Consider the following 19570-nt stretch of genomic DNA (forward strand, 5'->3'; position numbering starts at 1 on the left):
CGGCCCCGTCCCCCGAGTTGATTTCGGGGTGACGGGGCCGAAGGGCCTTCTCGTGCTAGGAGATCCGGTGCACGGGCGGGGCGGCCATGTTCGCCAGTGCGTAGACCGCCATTGGTTCTGTGAGCGGTATTCTGGGGTCCGCGCTTTCGTGCTGGTGACCGTCGGCGGTGACGATGTGCCAGTCATCACGCACGTGATCCACGCAGTAGTAGCTGCCTACCAGCCGCCCGCGACGGGTCACGACGCCGTAGACCACCGCCTGCTCGTCGCTCGGGTCACGAACGATCGCGGTGATCAGGCAGTCGTTCTCGGCGAACTGCCGCACCACGAATTCGGGTCGAGAAGTCATAGGTTACCCCCAGAATGTGACGGGTCAGAGTGTCCGGACGGGCTGCTCGTGCTGAGTTGCTGGGGCGGCCTGCCGCCCATATCGAGCCAGTCGATGAGCTGCGCCGCGTGGGCGGCCAGTTCGTTGGCGTACTCGTCGACACGGGACCAGTGCGAGGAATCCACCATGTCGGCGTAGTCAATCGCTGCGCGCCACTGGTTCGCGGCGCGGCGCACGCTGTGCCAGGTGGAATCCGGGTCGGTGAGCGTCATGAGCGCCCCCGCAAATCCTGCTTATTCTGGTTGCAATCGAAGAAGATCCGCATAGCTCTTTCCTTCAAAGTCGTGGTCCAGCTCGCGCCGGCCGCCTCGCCCGGGCCGGCTGGGTGACGGGCGGGCCCGGGGCGAGGCGGCACCCGGTGTCCTAGGACTCGCCGGTGGTGAAGCGCTTGGGGGAGTCCTGGGTCTGGCGGGCGTAGCCGTCGTTGGAGAGCTTGTGCAGCGCGTTGTTGATCGCACCGGCCGACCGGTCGAGGGCCTTGGCGATCTGGCCCGGGCTGAACTCCTCACCGGGATGCTCAGCCAGGTAGTCCTCGACCAGTCCCCGCAGCTCGCCCTTGGCCAGGCGCTTCTCGGACGGCACGGCCGCGTCACTTCTTTCGGTGGTGGCAGTGGGGGTGGTCGATCGCGTGCCCAGTGAAGGCTGTGCGGCGGAGTGGCCCGGCTTCGGGTCGGATTTCACCTGTGGGGTCTCCGTTTTCGCGCGTGTGGCCTTCGCTGCCGGTTCCGGGGTCGTGGCCGGGGAGAAGCGGTCGGGCAGGCGCCGCGATCCGGTGCTGGCGCCGGGGGTGCGGGTGATGCTGCCGGAGCGCGACCACGCGGCGAGGATCTTGCCTGCGGTGGACCGGCCTATCCCGGCGTGCTGGGCGATCTCAGCGGTGGTGGATCCGGGGTGGGCGTGCAGTGCGGCCCACGCCTTGGATTCGGTGTCGGTGCGAACTGGGCTGGTGGTGTTGTGTTGGGTGGTGCTGGGCATGACGGTCTCCCGGTGTTATTGGGGTTGTGGGTCATGCCCTCCGGAGGGCGGTGTAGCCCCGGCGCGCGCTGCCGGTTCGTTCGCGGCTACATGACTATGGACGCTCTCCTCTTGTGAGGAGTCAAGCGTTTTCACTTGTCTCGACCGTCCCGTGTCGCGGCGTGCCGAGCGTGGCGGGAACCGCGCGCGGCGTTGTCGGTGTGCCGCGTGGGATGGGTTACAAGCCGAGGATGTTGATGGCCCGGTTGATCAGATTGGTGACGACGGGGCGCAGCTCGATGGACGGGTTGAGTCCGGGCCTGTTGGGCGGTGAGGTCTTGGCGAACCATCTACTGGGGCTCTGCGTGGTGACCTGAGACCACCTCCGTGGAGTGGCCAGCACTTCGACGGTGGCGCGGCTCTGGTGCACGTCGGGGCCGCGAACGACCCTGGCGCGGATGATGTTCCCGCCCGCTTCGACGGTGGCCTGGTAGCTGTAGCGGTCCGGGTCCTGCCCGATGGTCTCGTCAAGGGTCGTGACGTTGTGGTGCATAGCGATCTCCTCGATGGATCTCCTCGGTGACCCGCTGCGGGTTCTGTGTCCGGCAGCGGCGTTATCTAGTGGGCGGCTCGTAGCGCCTGCGTGGCGCTACGGCCAATGGCCTGCGCGGCTGATGCTGGGTCGGCGAGCTCGAGGACGGTGCCCCCGTGCAGGGGTGTGCTGTCTTTGAGATTCGGCACCAGCCACAGCACGCCGCACCCATGGGCGCGCAACCGGTCGTGGAGCTGCTGGGCTTGCTTGTGGGGCTTGGGGCAGAACTTTCCGTCGGAGACGATCACGATGAGCCGCGCGGCGCCGGGGGTGGCGAGGCCGAGTGCGCCGTCCAGGGCGGCAAGGGCGCCGGGAATGTCCTCCCAGCCGCCACCACACTTGAAATCGGTCACTTTCGCCGGGGCTGCGCCGGGGTAGGTGATGGGCTGAACGTCAGCACCGAAGATCACAGTGGCGGTGCGTGCATCGACCTGGGCATGGCGCGCGGCGTGGGCGAGGATCCACGCGGCACTCGCGACCGGTTTGGCGAAGCGACGCATCGAGCCGGATACGTCACAGGCGATTCCGAGTCGCAAGGGTGGCGCCGGTGTCGTCTGGCGGCTGATCCGGGTGAAGGGCTCGGCCGTGGGCATGGCTCCGGCCGCGCGTTGGGCGTCCGCTGCCAGTGCACCGCGCATCCGCAACCGGCCGGGCGGGGTGGCCGAGGTCGTCTTGACGGTCACCCGGTCCCGGATTCCGGCGATACTCAGCGACCGGGCCAGTTTCCGGGCGGCCTGGCGCTCCGCGACCGTCGGCGCGCGGGTTCCGGATACCGAGGAACGCTTACTACCCGGTGAGTGGGAAAAGACTTGGGCCGCGGTGAGCAACGCTGTCTGCTGTGAGTGTTGCTCGGCTCGTTTGGCGCGGGCCTTCTCGGCTGTGGGATCAACCGGCAGGAGAGAGGCGGTGTTGTTGTCGATTGCCGTGAGGGCTGCTGTGACGGATTTCGCCAGTGGGGTCGGCGTGCCATCCGGGTTGGTGGTGCCCGGTTTCGGTGGTGTGGCGTCGGGGTCGGTGCCCAGCGCCGCGCACCAGCGACGCCCGAGTTCCATCATGGCTGCGGAGTCGTCATCGGCGGTGTGGTGCGCTTCGTGCCAGATCTCGCGCAACTGCTTCAAGGTGTCGGTGCCGAGAACCTCTCTAAGTTTGGCGGTGAGAGTTCCGAGCTCGTGCCAGTCGAGGACCCCGGCATCCGCCCGCGCCAGCAGCAAGGCAGCGGTGTGTGCCGCGCTGGAGCGGTCCTCGCTGGTGGCCCGGATTTCATCGAGAATGAGTTTCGTGGCTGCGGCGCGTAGCCACGACCGGTCGTCGGGGCGGCGGCGCAGGTGGGCGGCCTCGATCCGCGATTCTTCCAGGTTGATCGCGGCGTCGGCGACGTTCGGCGGTGCGTTCTCCGGTGGGTCCCATCGGCTGTGTGCCGCGTGCGCGCACTCATGGGTGAACACGCCCCAGGCCACCGGGTACCGTGCCCGGTCGGCTTCGATGGCCGGTGAGACCGTCGCGGGGTCGACTTCGCCCAGGTGCGTGCCGTCAAGTTCGATGGTGGCCTGGTGCGGCACGAACTGACCGGGCGCGCCGCCACCGGCACCGGGGGCGATCGTGACCACCAGGTCGTCACGTCCGGCTAGGTCGGGCGCCTCATCGGTGAGTGCTGCGGACAACTCCCGCCACGCGGTCTCGGCCGTGTCAATGGATGTGAGGGGAGCGGTGTCGGCATGGGCCACATGTGTCGTCATTGCTGACTGTCCTTTCTGGAATCCGCGAGAAACCGGTCAGATCTGGTTGCCGAGTGCCAGCGGCTCGGCGCTGACTTTGAAAAGGTCACGCACGAGCTTGGCCACGGTGTCGCGGTCGTCTTCCGGTGCGATCCCAATCAGGTTCCTGGCAGCGGCATCGGTGCCAAGAACAGCGGCGATCTTCTGAAACGCGATCAGTTCACGCAGTTGCGGCGCCCAGGTGACGTCACCGGTTCCCCGGCGGGTTGCGAGATTGCTCGCCACCCGGATCGCACGGGAGTCGATCCCGAGTTGCTTGGCAAGATCGAAATCGGTGGACACCTGGATCTGCGCGGAAAACCGGGAGGCGAGCGCATCGGTCAACACTGCGCCGTGCACGCCCGGGTTATGACCGGCCACAACATAGAAACCCGGTGCGGCGCGGACGATTTCGCCACCGTTGGCCTTGACGGTGAATTCTTTCCGCCCGTCCATGGCGGGGTAGACCACCGCCAGCACCGTGGGCGGGATCAATGTTGCGTCATCGATGAACAGGCATCGACCCTCACGCATCGCGGTCACCAGCGGACCGTGTACGAAAACGTAACTGCGGTCGGGTGTTTGGGTGTATTCTCCGGCGATGTCGGCCACGGTGGTGTCACCATCGCCGGGGATGGTGATCAAGTCGGGAAACGCCGCTTCGATCACTGAGGTTTTCCCGGTGCCGGGTGGTCCGTACATCAGCGCGGGAATCCCCGCGTCGCGCAGCTTGCGCAACGCGGTCACGTCCGCTAGCCCGGCCAGTTTCCGGGGGTGGTAGGGCTGCCCGTTCGGGCGCCTGACCGGACCGGTGACCGGCTTTTCCTTTTTCGGCGCGGTTTTCGACTTGGCGGGTTTGGCTGGTGTGGATTTCTTGGGGGTGGCTGCTGCCGGGGGTGGGGATGCCGTGGGCCCGGCGGCTGACTCGGTGGATTCGTTGGCCCGGAAACGCAGTGGGGTGGTACTGGTTTGGTCGGCTGTGCCGTGATTAACCAGGGTTCGCAACGCGTTTCCGACCGCACCGGACGAACGGACCAGGTCCGCCGCGATGTCGCGCGCCGTCACGTCGGTTCCGGGGTGATCGGCAAGCCAGCGCGCAACCATGCGCCGCAATTCACCATTGGGTAGGCGCCCGCCGGGCGGTGTGACCATGGCAAGTGTGTCGGTGTTGTCGGTGGTCGTGGCTTTGGGTTTCGGTTTCGCGGTGGTGGCCACGGCAGCGGGCACGGCAGACTCCTAAAAATGAACATGGCTCACGCCAGTGACAACGGCGGAATGTTCCACGCAATCAGCGGGAAGTGAATCCGGAAAAAGGCCGGGGCGTGTCAGGGTGCGGCGCGTATTCAGCGAAATTCAGTGACGCGACCCCGGCAAGTCAGAAAGTGGTGCGCGGTGATGCGGGCGCGGTGTCGAAAGAGGGTGACTGATCGGTGGTCAGTCCTGGCTGTCGCTGTCGTCGTCCTGGCGGTTCTGGTGCTGTTCGGCGGCCGTTTCGGCGATTTCCAGCGTGGCGCAGTTCTGGGACCAGCCGCAGTAGCAAAACGCGGTGGTGGTGCCGTCGTTGTTCGTGATGGTGTCGGCGTGGCACATGCGTTTCCCCAATCATTCGGATTTTGACATGGCTCGCGCCAGGGGTGGAATTCGGTGGTTGTGTTCCGTTCCCGGCGACACATATAAATTAACTCGATCCCGCGCCGCGCGCAACACTAAAACCCGGATTTTCCAGGGAAATTCCGGGGATTTATGGGCGGCTGATTGTGGTTTATTTGAATTGCTTTTGGTGGCTGCGAATCAGTGGCCGGCCAAGTCGAATTGGGGGCCAGGGAAGCCCAATAAGGAATGGGTTAAAGAATTGCAGTAAAAGAATTGAATTACGGTGTGGGCTGCTGCCCGGACCTGCGTCAGTGAGCTACCGGCTGCTCAGCTGTTGCTGTGCCCGTGGGCATGGCTGGCCGGCCGATGTGCTTTCCGGCTTGCGCGGCAAGCCAGTTGGGGAGACCAGCGGAACCCCCTGGTTGGGCGCTGACCTGCGTGGGGGTGGCGCCCCCTGGTGGGGTTGTGGGCGCCACCCCCAGCGGATCCACGAGTGGATCCCCCATCGGCACCTCCAATGCGGCTGTCGGTTTCGGTCTGCGGGTTGCGGGCGTGGTCAGGCGATGCGCCGCATGGTGCCGCTGCTGGGGCGGTGTGCGGCGTGAATGAGCGGCGCGGCCAGCTGCGGCCATCCGGGGCCGGAGTTCTTCCAGCAGCCGAGGAGAAAGAACCGCCGGTTTCGAGCGATCCACAGCCACACATCGACGTGGTCGTCATCGTCGGTGGCGGGGCCGCGTAGTTGCAGCACCAGCGTTGAGTCCGGGACCGCACCGGCGCGCAACTGGCGTTTCCAGCCACCGCTGAAACTGGCGAGTCCGCCATCGGGGCGCGACTCGACATGGGTAATGACGATTCCGCCTTCCTCGGCGGGCATCCTCATCGGCGGCTGTGGCCCCAGGGTGAAGGCCACGCGATGCTGGGCGAATGAGACGACCTCGGAGACCGCGGTCGGCTGAGGCATTCTCGGGGCGGTGCGGGCTTGTCGGCTTTTCGGGTCTGGTGTCGACATTGTGTGTCTCCTCGAATAACGGGCGAACGTGTGGTCCGTCTAATGGACGCTCGCGGGGTGCGGAGGTGTCAATGGTGCTTCGGTGCGGATGAGTGAAGACCGCCCGATCGCGCGGATTCTCCTTTCGTCGCAGGGGAATGGGAGTCGGGGTGCTGGAGTGCTGCGGCGAGTGCGAGGGTGTCGGGGGAGGGCTCGGTGTCGATATCGCGGAGCCGTTGTGTCAGTAGGTCGAGGGTCGCGGGGATCGCGCTGGTCACCGAGGCGGGCGTGCAGACGCATGATGTCGCGGTAGAGGTGTTCGTTGGCCGGATCGAAGTCGGTCGCTGTTTCCAGCAGCCGCAAGGTGCGTTCCGGGTCGGTGGGGGAATGGTGCCGGGCCAGGGCACTGACAGCGTTGATCGCGGTGCGCAGCGCGGCGAAGCGGGGTGCCTGGATCCATTCGTTGTCGATGCCGGCGGCGAGCTCGCCTTGATACAGTTCCACCACCGCCTGGTGCGCGCGAAGTCGCAGCGAGTCCGTGGTGGTGTCGTGGCTGGTGCGCTCGGCATCGGTGAAGGCGGCGTAGTCGGTGTCGACCCGGGCTGGGTCCAGGCGTAGTCGCCGGTGGCGGGTGTCGAGGACGTCGGTTACCGCGCCGTGTGTGGCGGCCTTCAGCGCGGTGCGCAGCCGGGAAAGTGTGGTGTTGAGCGCGTTGGTGGGCCGATTCGAGGGCGCGTGCTGCCACAGGTCGGCGATCGCGGTATCGCGCGTGACGTCGGGATAGACCGCGAGGTAGGCCAGCAGCTCCAGCAACCGTGGCGTGAAGTACTCGGTGATGGCCCGGGTCTCACCGTCCGGCGATGTCCACAGCAGGCGAACCGGGCCGAAGACGTGCAGCGACAACGGCACACCGGGCTCGCGCGCCGCGACGAGCTCAACCGGTGCCGCAGGAGCAGCTTCGGTGCGTTGCGCGGCCGGCGGCGAGGGTGCGGTGTCGTGGTGCTGGGGAGCGCGCCCGAGGCTGAGCAGATCACGAGCTGTCGCCTCATCCGCGGTGAACAGGCGGGTGCCGATGAGCGAGGACACCTCCTGGCTCGCGCCGCTCACGACGCCGGTGTCCTCCACCGCCAGCTGGGTACTCGCCGGTGATGGCCCCAGGCTGAGGACGGTGACGCCCTCGACAGCCGGGATCGCGTCGTCGGCGAGGGCGGAGGGGTAGGCGACGAGCACGTCGCCGAGTTGGCCCGGCTGCGTGGTCCGCAGGTCAGTGACCCGGTGCCAGCGGTCCAGTTCGGGTGGCGCCCCACCGGGAAACAGGGCGGCGATGACGGCGGTGTGCACGCTGAGGCAGGGGCGTTGGGGGTGAAGCGCCAGGTTGACGAGCATCGCTCGCACCGCATCGGGCCCACCCGGTCCGGTGACGGCGACCCGCCGGGCGGCGGTGAGATCGAGGCGTCGGGTCTGGCCGTCGACGACGCCGATGTCCAGCCGCAGATCACTCGTGCCGGGCTGCTCGTTGCGTGTGGCCGGGTGCTCGCGTGGTGGCGCTCCTGGTTCGTCGTCGGAGGCGTGCGTGGTGATGGTGGTGTGGGCGCGTTTGAGCGCGTAGACGGCGGGAGCGATCGGGTAGTCGACGGTGGTGCGGTGACCGGGAAGGTGGTGTCGGCGGTGCCGGCGTCGTGCGAGCACGAGCGCGGCGCTGACCGCGGCGAGCGTGGCGGCACCGAGGAACGTCCTCGCGCCGAGCTGAATCTCGCCGGTGTCGGTGACCACTGGTTCCGGCGGAGGTGATGAAACCTGCGGCGGGACCACCGGTGCAGGCGAGACAGCCTCGGGCGCCGGGGCGGTCGGGGGTGGGGCGGGTAGTGCGAGGTACCAGCCGGGGAAGAGGTGGTGGGGGTCGCGCAGTACGCGCCCGTCGGGTTGTGGTTGGTCGACGTTGAGGGCGAACAGCACCGGCCACTGGTCTGGTGAGCCGAGTTCACGTGCGGCGAGCGTGGCCAGGGTGTCACCGGGCTCGGTGGTGATCCACCGCGCGGTCGCGGGAACGCCGGCCGGGGTCGGCAGTGCGGCATCGGCGGGCATGCGCAGCACCCACCCGGTTTCCAGCTGGTCTGTGCCCTGGAGGAGGTCGTGGTTGAAGTCGCGTAGCTGGGTCCAGCGGTGCGGGTTGCCCAGGTAGCGCTCGGCGAGATCCCATAGCGTGTCGCCACGGACCACGGTGTAGCCCGGGTGGCCTGGGGAGGTCATGGTGGGGCCGGGCGGCGGGTCGGGGTACCCGCCCGGCCCCACCCGGGTGTCGCCGTGGAATTCGGGGGTGGCGGCGACACCCTCTGGGGGTGGCATCAGGGCCGTGACACTCGCAGGTGGGGCGGCGGGGGCCGCTGACAGCGTTGCCGGGAACAGCGACAGCACCGCCCAGGTGATGACGGCGGTGAGCCAGGCCCGGGGCGTGCCACGGCGAACGGGACGCGAACGTCCGTGCACCAGGAGGCGCACGAGGTCGCCTGCGGTCCATGCCAGCAGAAGTACCCAGCTCGCCCACCCAGTCAGCAAGACCGCGAGCAGGGCACATCGGGAGGCGTTGAGCTCGAAGCGCAGCGTCTCCACGAGGTGTTCGGCCCAGTTTCCGAGCTGAACCGGCAGCGGCGCTGCCCACGGTGAGAACTCTGGGACCGGCCAGGGCATGGTGGGCAGCGGCGCGACCTCGGCCAGCGCCCACAACGCGACCGGCAGCCCGACCAGCAGCGCCGCGAGCCCGGTGATCGCGGCACAGGCCAGCAGCCGCGTACGCACCTCGCCCGCCGGGTTCATGACCGCCCGCCTTCACCGGTTTGCAGCGATGCGGTTGCGTGGCCGGTGACCGTGTGGACGTCCCAGAGCAGCCCGATCACGGCTGATTCGGTGTAGGTCACCGTGACTGCCACACTCGACGGGCCCTGCAGCGAGACGGTTCCGGTGTGGCCGGTGGCCGCGAGGTAGCGCCGTGCCGCCGAGGTGGCCTGCGCTGGGTCGAGCGTGACGGTGGTGTGGCGCGTGTCGAGCGCGGTGAGTGCGCTGCGCGCGGTCTCGGCGGCGACCGCGTCGGCCCGGGCTCGCACCCGAAGCCGGTCGGCACCGTCGACGAGCAACGCGCACAGCAGCAACAGACAGGGCACCAGGACAGCGACGAGCACACTCACCGACCCGTCGTCACGCCTGCGCATCGCGACGGTCATGTTCGCCCCCGGAACGGGTCGACCGGGCTGGAAAACTCCGCACTCAGCGGAACCGCACCGGGCAGTCCGGACAACCCGGTCAAGTCCGCCAGCGACACGCTGCACCGCAGCCCGACCGTGACCACGCCGGTCGTGCCCGCCCGGGTGGCCAGGCCACTGCTGTCGAGGTCGTGGGCGAGGTCGGTACACGCCAGGTGCTGCTCGTGCAGGACCTGCAGCCCGGTCGCGGTGGCCGCGCTTTCCGCTCCACTGGGGGTGCGGGCCAGCGACGCCGCACGGGCGGCCGTGGTGGCCGCGTGCTCCAGTGCGTGGTGGGCGGTGACGACGCGGCCGGCGGCGATGACCACGACGAGCACCGCCAACAGCAACGGAGTGAGCACAGCGACTTCGACGCTCGCCGAACCATCCTCACGCGGATCGGGTTTCATGGCGCATCCCCAGGGGTGGTGAAGCGTTCCTTGCTGGCTTCAGCAACCTGCGTGACCGTGCCCAACCCCGGAACCGGGAGCAGACGGGGCGCCTTCCCGGTTACCCGCACCGTGACCCGCGTCCCGGTGACCTGCGCGCTCACCAGGGGCTGTGTCACGAGCCCGGAGCCCTCGGCCAGGAACGACGCCGCGGCGGACTGGGCGTCAGCGGTGGTGCCGTGCAGCGTGCGCGCTACCTGGACGCCGTGCTGTGCGGCAGCGGAGCAGACCGTGCGGGTATGCCACCACAACCCGGCCTGCACCACCGTGAGCAGGACGAGCAACACCATGGGTGCCAGCACCGCCAACTCCACGGCAGCCGACCCCGTCTCGAACCCGGCCACCCGTACACGTCGTCGGGAGTGAGTAGACATCAGAGATCACCTCGCCCGGGGTCAGTGGATTTGGGCTTGGTACTTCTGCACCACGGCGGTGATCGCAGCTCCGAGGCCGAGTGCCGCGGCCAACGCAATCGCGGTCAACACGGCCTTTTCGGTGCTTTCCGAACCTCGGTCGTCGAAAGGAATCCTCTCGACGAGTCGGACGAGCGCGGTGGCACTGGTGGCGAACCAGGCCACGACGAGCATCACCATGACGGTCACCTGGGCGCGAATCGTGCTGATCATGACAACCTCTCAATACTGGTAGGGATTTTCCGTGGGGTGTGCGGTTAGCCGATGAGCAACCGCGCGACGGTGGGGTAGAGGGCCAGCAGAAGGAACCCGGCCATCAGCGCGGTGACCGGCAGCGTGAGGCGCTCGGTGCGTGCGTTGGCCTCGGTCTTGTCTTCGGTGGTGGTCGTGGCACGCAGGCTCGCGGCCTGCGCGGTGAGGCTGGCGTAGATCGCGGCGCCATCAGCAGCGGTCGCCGCCAGATCGGCGACCGTCACGAGCTCGTCCAGGCGGATCTGTTCACCGAGGCCGCGCAGCGCGTCCCAGGGCGAGTACCCGTGGTTTTCGGCTCTGACCAGCGTGCGGTGGAGTCGCTGCAGGAGCGGGTGGTCTGCGAGCGCGGCGGCCTCGCGCAGCGCCGGTCCCGGTGCTTGGCCAGCGGCGCGTTCTTGGGCTACGAGGTCCAGGTAGACCGCGAGCACCCGGCGGGCATCACTGCGCGCGTGGCGCGCGGCATCGCGCGTGCGCCACACCGGCACCCACGCCCCGGCGCCCGCAACCACGACCGGCGCGACGATGACCTGCACGGTCCCGGCAGCCACAAACACAGTCGCGAGAACCATTCCCGCGAGCCCGCAGCACAGGGCCCACTTGATCCGACTGGACACGTAGGACTGTGGTGTTCGCTCCAGCAGATCGAGGTCAGCTTCGGGAATGGCCAGCCACGGGTGACCGGCGTGCTGTGCCTTCTGGACCAGCCGGTCCAGACGTCCGTCGTGTGCGGTTGTGGAGTGGTTCAGGCGGTGCAGTGCGGCCTGCAACCCCATCGGTGCCGGGCCGGCCATGCCGCGAACACCGGCGGCGAGACCGATCCCGAGCAGGCCTCCGATCAGGGCGGCCAGCGGGAGCGTGGGAGTCATGACGCGCCTCCTCGCAGGTAGCGAGTCGCAGCGCGCGGGGTGGACAGGCGGTGCATGTGCCAGAGCGCGCCGGCGAAGATCGCCACGACCACGGCGAGCACGCCTTGGCCCAGCGGGGTACCGATCGGATCGAGGTATTCCCGGGCGAAGACCACCAATCCGACGAGCATGACCGTGGTGATGCCGATCAGCGTGCGTACCGTGGTCCGGGGCTTGGCGCGGTCGGCTTCTACCTCGCGCGCGCTGGCGGCCCGCGCGGTCAGGCTGGCCGCCTGCCCTTGCAAGATCTCGACCACACCGCGTCCACCCGCGCGCACCCGCAGCAGCAGGGCGAGCACAACCTCGTCGACTGCGGGGTGGGACAACTCCGCGGCGAAGGCCCGCAGCGCTGGTTCCGTGCCCTCGGTGCGCATGGCCTCGGCCAGCCGGGCCACAGCAGGGGCCAGCAGAGCCGGTGCGGTGTCGGCTGAGCGCGCCACTGCCTGGTGCAAGCCACCCGCTCCGGAGGCCAGCAGATCACCCAAGCGCCGCGTCCACGTCGCCACCGCCTCGTGCAACGCGATGTCGTCGCGTACCTGCCGGGGCGCCAGCAACGCCGGCACCACCAGGACCGCGAGCACAGCGGCGGCAGCGGCTACGGGCCAGCCCGTGGCCCACCACGTCACGCCAGCGGCCAACGACGCGATCAACCCACGCCGCCGCCACCGCTCCATCCCCGCCAACACCGCGCTCGTCCGCGAGGGCCTCGTGGGAGGTCGCGGCGGACGGAAGAACAGAACACTGAGAAGCAGACCGAGGCCCAGGAAAAACCCGAGCGCGACTGACATTGTGGTGATCACGATGCAACCCCTTGTCGAGGATCGGTAACCTTGTTGATGTCGTTGCGCTGCAACGAACGTGGGTCAAACCCGTGCTGATGAAGCCGGGCGCGTAGCGGCTCACTGGGCGGGTACACGGCAGCGATGCGCCCGTTGCTCGGGTGCGGGCCGAACAGCGGGATCAGATCGGGTGTCCCGGCATCACCGACCGGCCCGACCTCGCAAATCTCGGTGACGACCCGCTCACGCGAACCCGCGCTGTCGCGGCGGGTCACGTGCACGATCAGGTCCAGTGCCGAGGCCGTCCAGCGATGAGCCGCGGCAACACTCAGCGGCGGGTGCGCGAGTTGTCCGAGCGCGGCGATGCGATCGGGCACCGCCCGGGCCGAGGTGGCGTGCAGCGTTCCCATGCCCCCGGCGGCTCCGTTGCCCAACGCCCGTAACAGTGAGGTGATCTCGCCACCCCGAACCTCCCCGACGACCACCCGCGAAGGCGAATGCCGCAGGGTTTGTTTGAGCAGGTCATCCAAGGTGATTTCGCCGGCGCCCTCGGCATTGGGCGTGCGCGCTTCCAGGGCTGTCACCAGCGGATGCTCGACCGGGTTCAGGTGCAGCCCGAGCTCGTAGTCGTCCTCAACGGTCACCACGTGCTCGTGGTCGGGAACGGCGTGGCACAGCGAACGCAGCAGCGTCGTCTTACCGGCCGCCGGCCCACCGGTGACGAGCAGGTTGAGCCCGGCTCGCACAGCGGCGTGCAAGAAATCGCGGACCTGGTCGTTGACGGTGCCGCGTTGGTGGAGATCGTCCAGCGTGGCGTGGGCGAGTCGGTGGCGTCGGATCGCGATTCGCGGCCGGTCGGCGACCTCGCGCACCGCCGCCAACCGAGCCCCCAACGGTCCACCGGCCGACAGGCGGAGATTGCCCATCGGGTGCGCCGGCGAGAACTCCCGGCTGGTCTGTCCCAACCGCGCGAACATCGACTCCAACTGCGCCAACAAGTCCGCATCCGATCGCCCGACCGGATGCGGCCAGGCCTGTACGCTTCCATCGGCGCATTCGAGCCACACCCGGTCGTAGCCGTGAATGTGGATGTTCTCGACGTCCTCGCGCTCCAGCAGCGGCTGTAGATCACCCAACCCGGACAGCGCCGCCAGGACGGCCTCGGTGAGCCGTTTCTCGGCGATCTCCGACATCGGCTGATCACCCTGGGCTGCGCGGTGCAGAGTCCACGCGGTGATCTCGGCGGCGACCAACGACCGCTGCCGGGCGCGATCGTCTCCGGGCGCAAGGCGTTCGGCCACGCGCGCCCGCAGCTGCGCCACCGTGTCCGCGTCCGGGACGGGGCCGTGCTCGTCGGCGGGATAATTCGGCGTGCTGATCTGGGAGGTCATGCCACCTGCTCCTGTCCCTCGCCGCTGGCCGGAGCGGAGGAGATCTGCCTGGGGCCGGCGAGTTGGCTGTGCAGGCGGCGCGCCGCTTTACGGCTCGTGCGCAGCAACGCTGAACGGCGCGGTTGCAGGCAGGGCGTACCGCCGTCGCAGAGCGCCGATGCGGCGGCGGGGTCATCAGGGAGTTCGATCCCGACGGGGATGCCCAAGGCGCGGGCGGCATCGTCTGCCTGACGGCTGGTGGACGCCGACACCGCCGCGCCCAACCGTGGGGAGGGAACCAGGTTACGTAGGACCGCGACCAGCCGGTCGGCTGCGACGATGTGCCGCAGCGTCGGGCGCACCCCGACCAGGACGAGATCGGCCTCGGCCACCAGCGGCCACGGAGTGGCGGGACTCCACCGACCGGCGTCCACCAGCACATCCGGACCGCTCTCGCTGAGGTCCCGTAGTGCGCTGGCCAGCCGTTTCCACCCATCGGAGCCGATCGCGCCAGCCTGGACGGGGCCGTGGACCCCGGCCAGCAGCCGCAGACCGTGGGTATCGGGGATCTCTTGTGCGTGTCCGGCCAAGCCTTCGGCCGGGACCGATTCGAGGTGCCGAGTCGACGAGGCGAAACTCAACACGCTGCGGTCGGAGGCGAGCCGGCCATCGACCCACCACTGTCCCGCCCAGCCGGGCAGCAGATCGCCTCCCGCAGGATCGGCATCAACCACGAGCAGCGCGTGGGGCCACACCATGGCCAGTGCCGCGATTCCCGTGGTCACGCCCGGCGAACCCTTCGCCGACAGCACCGTCACCAAAGCCATTGCGCTCACGCTCCTTTCAACGAGATATGGATGGGTCGCTAGTGATCCGGACCGAGAACCGTCACGACCGCGCCGGTCGCTGCGGCCGAAGTGGCTTGATGGGCGGCGTAGTCAGGAAGAAGCAGATCGACCACGACCGCCCCTTCGGCATCCGGCGGCGCCATCCGAACCACACGGGCACGAAAGCCCGACGCCGCAGGACCAGCCTCGACTGTCGGACTCGACGACGGCGACAGCGCAGTAACTTCCACCGGGGTATTGGGATCAAGTCTCGCCGAGGGGTACCGGCCGGGCTCCAGCCGAAGACCGACCACGACTTGCCCGGGGCCCGGAACGACCTGCGTTGTGAGGTCCCGTGGGGTGAGCAACTCGCCGGCACGCAGATTCGTTGCCGCGACCTTGCCAGCAACCTCGCCCAAGCGTGCCCTGGACACCGTGAACCGCGCCGCATCCGGCGGAAGCTCCACAGTGGTCAAGTCCGCCCGCGAAATGCGCTCGGACCAGGCGATGTCCCTGTTTAGAACCAGCACAGGCTCGCGATCGTGCGCTCCGGCCACGAGCGCGACGACGCCGGCCACGGAACCTGCGACCAACCCGACCGACAGGCCCAACATCCACCATCGCCTGCGACGAGGGACACGCGGGCCACGGGAACGATGAACATCGCCTCGCACATCCGACGAGGCCGTCAGCTCAGAAAGACCCGGATTAGACATAGACGTCTCCCCACAACGGAATAGAAAACGAGATCAAAGAAGAGAAGAAATGAAAATCAACAAACGCGCTTATTGAGTGCGGAGGGCTTGCGCCTCGGCGATCACAAGCTGGGTTTGAGCACGAGATGTCATCGGCGGCAGAACACCACCGGCCGGGGAGGTTCCGGTCCAGCCCTCCCAGGTCACCTCCCAGGTGATGGACCACTGCGCCGCCACCGGCCCCGTCGAGGGGTCCTGGTACACGACATCGCAGTCAGGCGACGGGGAATGCAATCCATACGACCGGTCGTAGGGCGTCCCGGGACCCGCACAGTGAACGGGGGCGGTGCCATTGCCCGGTTCCATCGCCAACTGGACAGGTGTAGCGGTGACCTCGGCCCACACCGGACCGGCCTCAACGCGTTGGCGTTGTGGGCGCCAGGCGCTGGGATCGGTCCAAAACCAGGTGAACTCACCGACCACGGTCGCCGCCTGACCGTCCTGCAGACGCAGGTCCGGCGAGTGCTGCGGCACCGGTAGCGGGAGACGAAGCTGCTGGAGTGCTTGCTGGGCGAGTACCGCGGGATCCGGCGGCCCAGCTGCGGCTTCTGGAGGCGCTGGTCCAGGCCGAGGTTCGCCCGACGGGCACTGCCCTTCGTCTAACGGGCCAAAACACCACCACGACAAGGGGCCGGTACTCAGCATGAGCGCCGGATCATCTGAGGTGGGGGAGTCGCACATGATCGTCGGGCACAACGGAACGACCGGCGGACCAGACGGACGATGCGATCCGCCCGAGGACCCACCCGAGGCTGAACCAGACGAGGAATCCCCTGACGAACCACCCGAGCTGCTGCCGGAACTGCCTGGGCTGGTCGCACCCATCTCGATCGAGGGGGAGGAATACAAGCCTCCGAAATCGCCAGGAGTCACCTCGACTCCGCCCTCCTGCGCAGACCCCAACGGACTCAACCCCACGCACAGCACCACGGCGCCGCAGACGGCGACCACCGGGACGTGACGCGCAAGCATCAGCACCCACCACCCGGGTATTCGATCTTCGCTACCCGCCAGCCACCCGCCTCGCGTGCCATGGTCGCCGAGACCGCATTGCGCGACGGGCCGACGTTGCGGGGCTGTCCCGTGGCGGAATCAGCCAACCCGGCCTGGCTACCGTCCTGGCAATCGGTGACCACCGCGCGATCTCCCTCGAGACGTGCACCGGTGATCCGCGGCGTGACGGCGCCGTAGAGCCGAACCCCCTGGGTCCGCTGCTGCCGGGCACGAGTGGCCACCTGCTCGGACAACTCAGCTGTTGCCACCGCCCGCAGCCGCTGCTCCCAACCCTGATCCGGCTCCGCACTCGACACCCACGACACCGACCAGAACTCCCGGTACACCCCTTCGATCGCAGCATTCTCCGATGGCTGAGCCGGGGGCGCCGCGATCTCGCCCGCTGGCGGCGCGGCGGGTGGCGTCGACGAGCACGCACCCGCCACCGCACCGGCAACGCAACCGGCGATCACCAGGGCCTGTGAACTCATTCGGGACATCAGAGTCTCTCCTCATGAATAGCTGACGATGGCGATCCAGCCACCGAGAACAATGCTGGGACCAGCGGCGATGCGACTTCCCTCGTCACGCCGACCGAGCAACCACGCAACGGCGGCCACGCCACCCAGCACCAACAGGGACAGGAACAAGCCCCAGAGCACGGTGCGCCACCCCAGCCAGCCCCAGAACGAGGCCAACGCGCTCAGCAAGGTCACGTCACCGAAACCGAGCCAACCGGGAGCCGCCGCGTAGATCCCAACTCCTACCGCCAAGACGAGCAGCAGCGCGCCGAAACTTCGCAGCAACGGCGTGAGGCCTCCGGTTCCGGTGACCGTGAGGAACGTGAAGATCGTGAGGCCGCCCGCCGCGAGCGTCAGCACCCACGGTCGAGGCAAGCGGTGGCAGTGCAGATCGATCGCACCGAGTCCGACACCAATTACTCCCAACCACCACCACGCTGGCAAAGCCGGGTCATCGCCGAAGAGAACACGGACACCAATCGAGACGAGGGCGCAGGTGACGACGAGTCCAGCGAGCAGGGAAGGCTTGAGTGCCGTCGGGATCCAGCGGCGCATTCCCCATGCCGAACAGGCAGCGGCTCCAGCCCCCAGTGATGCCCACAAACCGACCGTCATGAAGATGCCAGGTCGGGTCGACATCGATTCGACGCTGCAGCGGAGGGTATCCATGGTTCTCTCCGGTTACGCGGTTCGGCGAACGAGCTGCAAGGGCTCCTGTTGCTTCGTCCGGGGCAGTGGAGTTACCTGGGCTTGCCCCGCCTCGCTGGCTTCCACGACGCTCTCGGCGAGCCGATCGAAGTCGACGGCGGCTCGCGGGATGCCGGACGCGGCAAGTGCCTGCAGTACATCGCGCCGGTCGCGTGCACTCACGCCACCCCAGATGCCCCATGAATGACCGTCGTCTGACTCGAACTCCAATGCCATCGCCAGGCATTGCTGCCGAAGCGGGCATCCCGAGCACGCTTGCTGCGCCCGCGACCGTTGCCGCTCCACAGCGCGCCCGCCGCGAGCGTCCTCGTGAAACCAGTCGGCCGAGAACGGATCCCGTGCGCACTTGCCCTCAGCGAACACTTCCGGATACCGGTTGATCGGATTCTTCATAACAGCCCCCTCGTCAAGAAATGATGTTGGATCAGGTGTATTGATCTCCAACTGGAGGTGTCGAACGATACGAGCGAATTTTGATCTTTTTCTGCCCGATGCGAATTACGCTACTCCGAATTGCGCCGCCGTCAATCGATACGTACGTATCGCTAGCGAGGATCGTCCCGCAGTGTCATGCTGGCCTAGCAACGCTGACCTGGGGAGCTGTGATGCCGAAAGAGTCAGGGCGAACGCCGTCAACGACACCGCCCAAAACTGTGGGCGAGCGGCTCAACCGCTTGTTCGAGGTTCAACGCCCTAAAGGCTCACCCGATCGAGTGTTCACGAATCGGGAGGTCGTGAATGCGTGCAAGGAAGCCGGGCGCGACTTGTCCGAATCGCACCTGTCGGAGCTGCGCCGTGGCGTGAAAACCAATCCAACGCTTCGAACGCTTGAGGCCATTGCGTGGTTCTTTGACGTCCGAACCGGCTACTTCACCGACCCGGCGGTAGCCGCCGAGGTAGAAGCCGAGCTCGCCGGTCGCGAGCAGGAGCTAAACGCAAGACTGGATGCTGAGCGAGCAGCGCAACAGGAACTCCGAACCGCCTCCGAGGAACTCCAACGCGCGATGCGCGAGTCCGGAGTCGCCAATGTCGGCCACCGCGGCGCCACGAACGTCACCGCCGCACGCGAACGCGCGAGGATGATGCGAGCTCTCGCCGAGGCCTTGCGCTCGGATGACGAGTCGGAGGAAGTCGATGACTAGCGCCGAGAGTATCGGCTCAGTCACCGACCGCCTGAACTGGCTATTCGACGTCGTGACGGTCCTCGACCCGGAGACCGGACGCCGTCCATACACCGATGCCGAGGTAGGAGAGGGCGTCGGAGTCAGCCAAATCAAGATCGCCTTGCACCGGCACGGGGAACCCGCGACACCGGATCTGCTCGGCGCCGTAGCGAGATTCTTCGGAACCGACCCGGCGTTCTTCGGCTCCGACCCGGCGGCCGTAGCCCGTGCCTACGAACACGTCGTCCAGCGTGCCTTGCGCGAATGCGGCCTCGACGAACATCGCCTGTGCAGGGTGTTCAGCCCATTGCCAGAACCGCGGTGGGACCAGCTGCGCCGAGTCCTCGTTGGACTCCGAGCTCCGTCATCCTTCGGCGAGGACACCCCGCAGGCGGCGCCGGAGGCCAGGACCCGCCTCAGAATCTGGAGTTCAACGCTCACCGGCCCGATGAGCGCGGCCCAACTCGAAGACCTCTGCAGAGACGCGCTTGCCGCGCTGGATGTCCGCCCGCCCTGGGACCCGGTCGACTTGTGTCAGCGCCTGAGCGCGTACCGAGGCCGGCGCATCAAGGTGAAAGGAGTCGATCTCGGCGCGACCACCTCAATTGGCCACGTGGTGCAGCAAAGCCGAGTCGACTCGATCTTCTACGAACGGACAGCTCCTGCACCACAACGCGACCTCGTGATCGCACATGAGCTCATTCACCTGCTTCGCCGACACTTGGACTTTGGTGACGCACTGACCTGCGGAGCCGACCTTGGCACGGACAGTGCCTACTCGGACTGGCGCGAGTGGGAAGCCGAAGTTGGCGCACGAATTCTGGCCGGTCTGGCGAGGGAACGCCCAAGACCCAACGGCCTGCGACCAGGCGTTTCACCGGAAGAGCGCGGTATCGCAGGCGCGTTCGGTTTCGTCGATCAGGAGTGATC

Annotated in this window: 23 protein-coding genes; 2 read left to right on the top strand and 21 right to left on the bottom strand. The window is 67.7% G+C overall.

Annotation, left to right across the window (positions count from 1 at the left end; all coding sequences use genetic code 11):
* Positions 1 to 55 precede the first annotated feature (55 nt).
* The 21 genes from REH65_RS00130 to REH65_RS00230 all read right to left on the bottom strand — a co-directional run bounded on the left by REH65_RS00130 (position 56) and on the right by REH65_RS00230 (position 17870).
* Positions 56 to 349, bottom strand: a complete 294-nt coding sequence (locus tag REH65_RS00130; RefSeq protein WP_406690687.1) for a hypothetical protein — start codon at positions 347 to 349, stop codon at positions 56 to 58.
* Entirely contained in the window at positions 346 to 600 is a 255-nt protein-coding gene (locus REH65_RS00135) for a hypothetical protein (protein WP_406690688.1), read from the bottom strand. Before REH65_RS00135 ends, REH65_RS00130 begins: the two co-directional genes overlap by 4 nt.
* 151 nt (positions 601 to 751) lie before the next feature.
* Positions 752 to 1363, bottom strand: coding sequence for a hypothetical protein (locus tag REH65_RS00140; protein WP_406690689.1), 612 nt, complete (start codon positions 1361 to 1363; stop codon positions 752 to 754).
* A gap of 217 nt (positions 1364 to 1580) precedes the next feature.
* Positions 1581 to 1895 carry a hypothetical protein gene (locus REH65_RS00145; protein ID WP_406690690.1) on the bottom strand — a complete coding sequence of 105 codons (315 nt, stop codon included), beginning with the start codon at positions 1893 to 1895 and terminating at the stop codon, positions 1581 to 1583.
* Positions 1896 to 1960: 65 nt separating this feature from the next.
* Positions 1961 to 3670, bottom strand: a complete 1710-nt coding sequence (locus REH65_RS00150) for a hypothetical protein (RefSeq protein ID WP_406690691.1) — start codon at positions 3668 to 3670, stop codon at positions 1961 to 1963.
* 36 nt (positions 3671 to 3706) lie between these two features.
* A complete protein-coding gene (locus REH65_RS00155; protein WP_406693291.1) occupies positions 3707 to 4840 on the bottom strand; it encodes an AAA family ATPase in 1134 nt (377 codons plus the stop codon).
* A gap of 282 nt (positions 4841 to 5122) precedes the next feature.
* Positions 5123 to 5278, bottom strand: a complete 156-nt coding sequence (locus REH65_RS00160; protein ID WP_406690692.1) for a hypothetical protein — start codon at positions 5276 to 5278, stop codon at positions 5123 to 5125.
* A 559-nt stretch (positions 5279 to 5837) separates the two neighbouring features.
* Positions 5838 to 6290, bottom strand: a complete 453-nt coding sequence (locus REH65_RS00165) for a hypothetical protein (RefSeq protein ID WP_406690693.1) — start codon at positions 6288 to 6290, stop codon at positions 5838 to 5840.
* Between the two features lie 39 nt (positions 6291 to 6329).
* A complete protein-coding gene (locus REH65_RS00170; protein ID WP_406690694.1) occupies positions 6330 to 9083 on the bottom strand; it encodes a LysM peptidoglycan-binding domain-containing protein in 2754 nt (917 codons plus the stop codon).
* Entirely contained in the window at positions 9080 to 9487 is a 408-nt protein-coding gene (locus REH65_RS00175; protein ID WP_406690695.1) for a hypothetical protein, read from the bottom strand. The genes REH65_RS00170 and REH65_RS00175 overlap by 4 nt, the downstream gene beginning before the upstream one ends.
* The gene (locus REH65_RS00180; protein WP_406690696.1) at positions 9484 to 9915 is read right to left on the bottom strand and encodes a TadE/TadG family type IV pilus assembly protein; all 432 of its coding nucleotides are present in this window, start codon (positions 9913 to 9915) and stop codon (positions 9484 to 9486) included. Before REH65_RS00180 ends, REH65_RS00175 begins: the two co-directional genes overlap by 4 nt.
* Positions 9912 to 10298, bottom strand: coding sequence for a TadE/TadG family type IV pilus assembly protein (locus REH65_RS00185; RefSeq protein WP_406690697.1), 387 nt, complete (start codon positions 10296 to 10298; stop codon positions 9912 to 9914). Before REH65_RS00185 ends, REH65_RS00180 begins: the two co-directional genes overlap by 4 nt.
* Before the next feature lie 51 nt (positions 10299 to 10349).
* Entirely contained in the window at positions 10350 to 10580 is a 231-nt protein-coding gene (locus REH65_RS00190; protein WP_406690698.1) for a hypothetical protein, read from the bottom strand.
* Positions 10581 to 10624: 44 nt separating this feature from the next.
* Positions 10625 to 11485, bottom strand: a complete 861-nt coding sequence (locus REH65_RS00195) for a pilus assembly protein TadB (protein ID WP_406690699.1) — start codon at positions 11483 to 11485, stop codon at positions 10625 to 10627.
* Positions 11482 to 12150 (bottom strand): type II secretion system F family protein, encoded by a 669-nt coding sequence (locus REH65_RS00200; RefSeq protein ID WP_406690700.1) that lies wholly within the window; start codon positions 12148 to 12150, stop codon positions 11482 to 11484. The genes REH65_RS00195 and REH65_RS00200 overlap by 4 nt, the downstream gene beginning before the upstream one ends.
* A gap of 170 nt (positions 12151 to 12320) precedes the next feature.
* A complete protein-coding gene (locus tag REH65_RS00205) occupies positions 12321 to 13694 on the bottom strand; it encodes a CpaF family protein (RefSeq protein ID WP_406690701.1) in 1374 nt (457 codons plus the stop codon).
* Entirely contained in the window at positions 13691 to 14500 is an 810-nt protein-coding gene (locus REH65_RS00210) for a hypothetical protein (protein WP_406690702.1), read from the bottom strand. The genes REH65_RS00205 and REH65_RS00210 overlap by 4 nt, the downstream gene beginning before the upstream one ends.
* A gap of 38 nt (positions 14501 to 14538) precedes the next feature.
* On the bottom strand, positions 14539 to 15114 hold the full coding sequence (locus REH65_RS00215; RefSeq protein WP_406690703.1) for an SAF domain-containing protein: 576 nt from the start codon (positions 15112 to 15114) through the stop codon (positions 14539 to 14541).
* 1112 nt (positions 15115 to 16226) lie between these two features.
* Positions 16227 to 16739, bottom strand: a complete 513-nt coding sequence (locus REH65_RS00220; RefSeq protein ID WP_406690704.1) for a hypothetical protein — start codon at positions 16737 to 16739, stop codon at positions 16227 to 16229.
* Between the two features lie 21 nt (positions 16740 to 16760).
* A complete protein-coding gene (locus REH65_RS00225; protein ID WP_406690705.1) occupies positions 16761 to 17408 on the bottom strand; it encodes a hypothetical protein in 648 nt (215 codons plus the stop codon).
* A gap of 42 nt (positions 17409 to 17450) precedes the next feature.
* Entirely contained in the window at positions 17451 to 17870 is a 420-nt protein-coding gene (locus REH65_RS00230; protein WP_406690706.1) for a WhiB family transcriptional regulator, read from the bottom strand.
* Between the two features lie 260 nt (positions 17871 to 18130).
* Between REH65_RS00230 and REH65_RS00235 the strand changes: the two genes are divergently transcribed.
* Positions 18131 to 18619 (top strand): hypothetical protein, encoded by a 489-nt coding sequence (locus REH65_RS00235; RefSeq protein ID WP_406690707.1) that lies wholly within the window; start codon positions 18131 to 18133, stop codon positions 18617 to 18619.
* Complete coding sequence (locus REH65_RS00240; protein ID WP_406690708.1) at positions 18612 to 19568, top strand: hypothetical protein; 957 nt, start codon at positions 18612 to 18614, stop codon at positions 19566 to 19568. The genes REH65_RS00235 and REH65_RS00240 overlap by 8 nt, the downstream gene beginning before the upstream one ends.
* Positions 19569 to 19570: the final 2 nt, after the last annotated feature.

This window comes from Saccharopolyspora sp. ID03-671 (assembly GCF_045278815.1).
In the GTDB taxonomy this organism is placed as follows: Bacteria; Actinomycetota; Actinomycetes; order Mycobacteriales; family Pseudonocardiaceae; genus Saccharopolyspora; species Saccharopolyspora ipomoeae.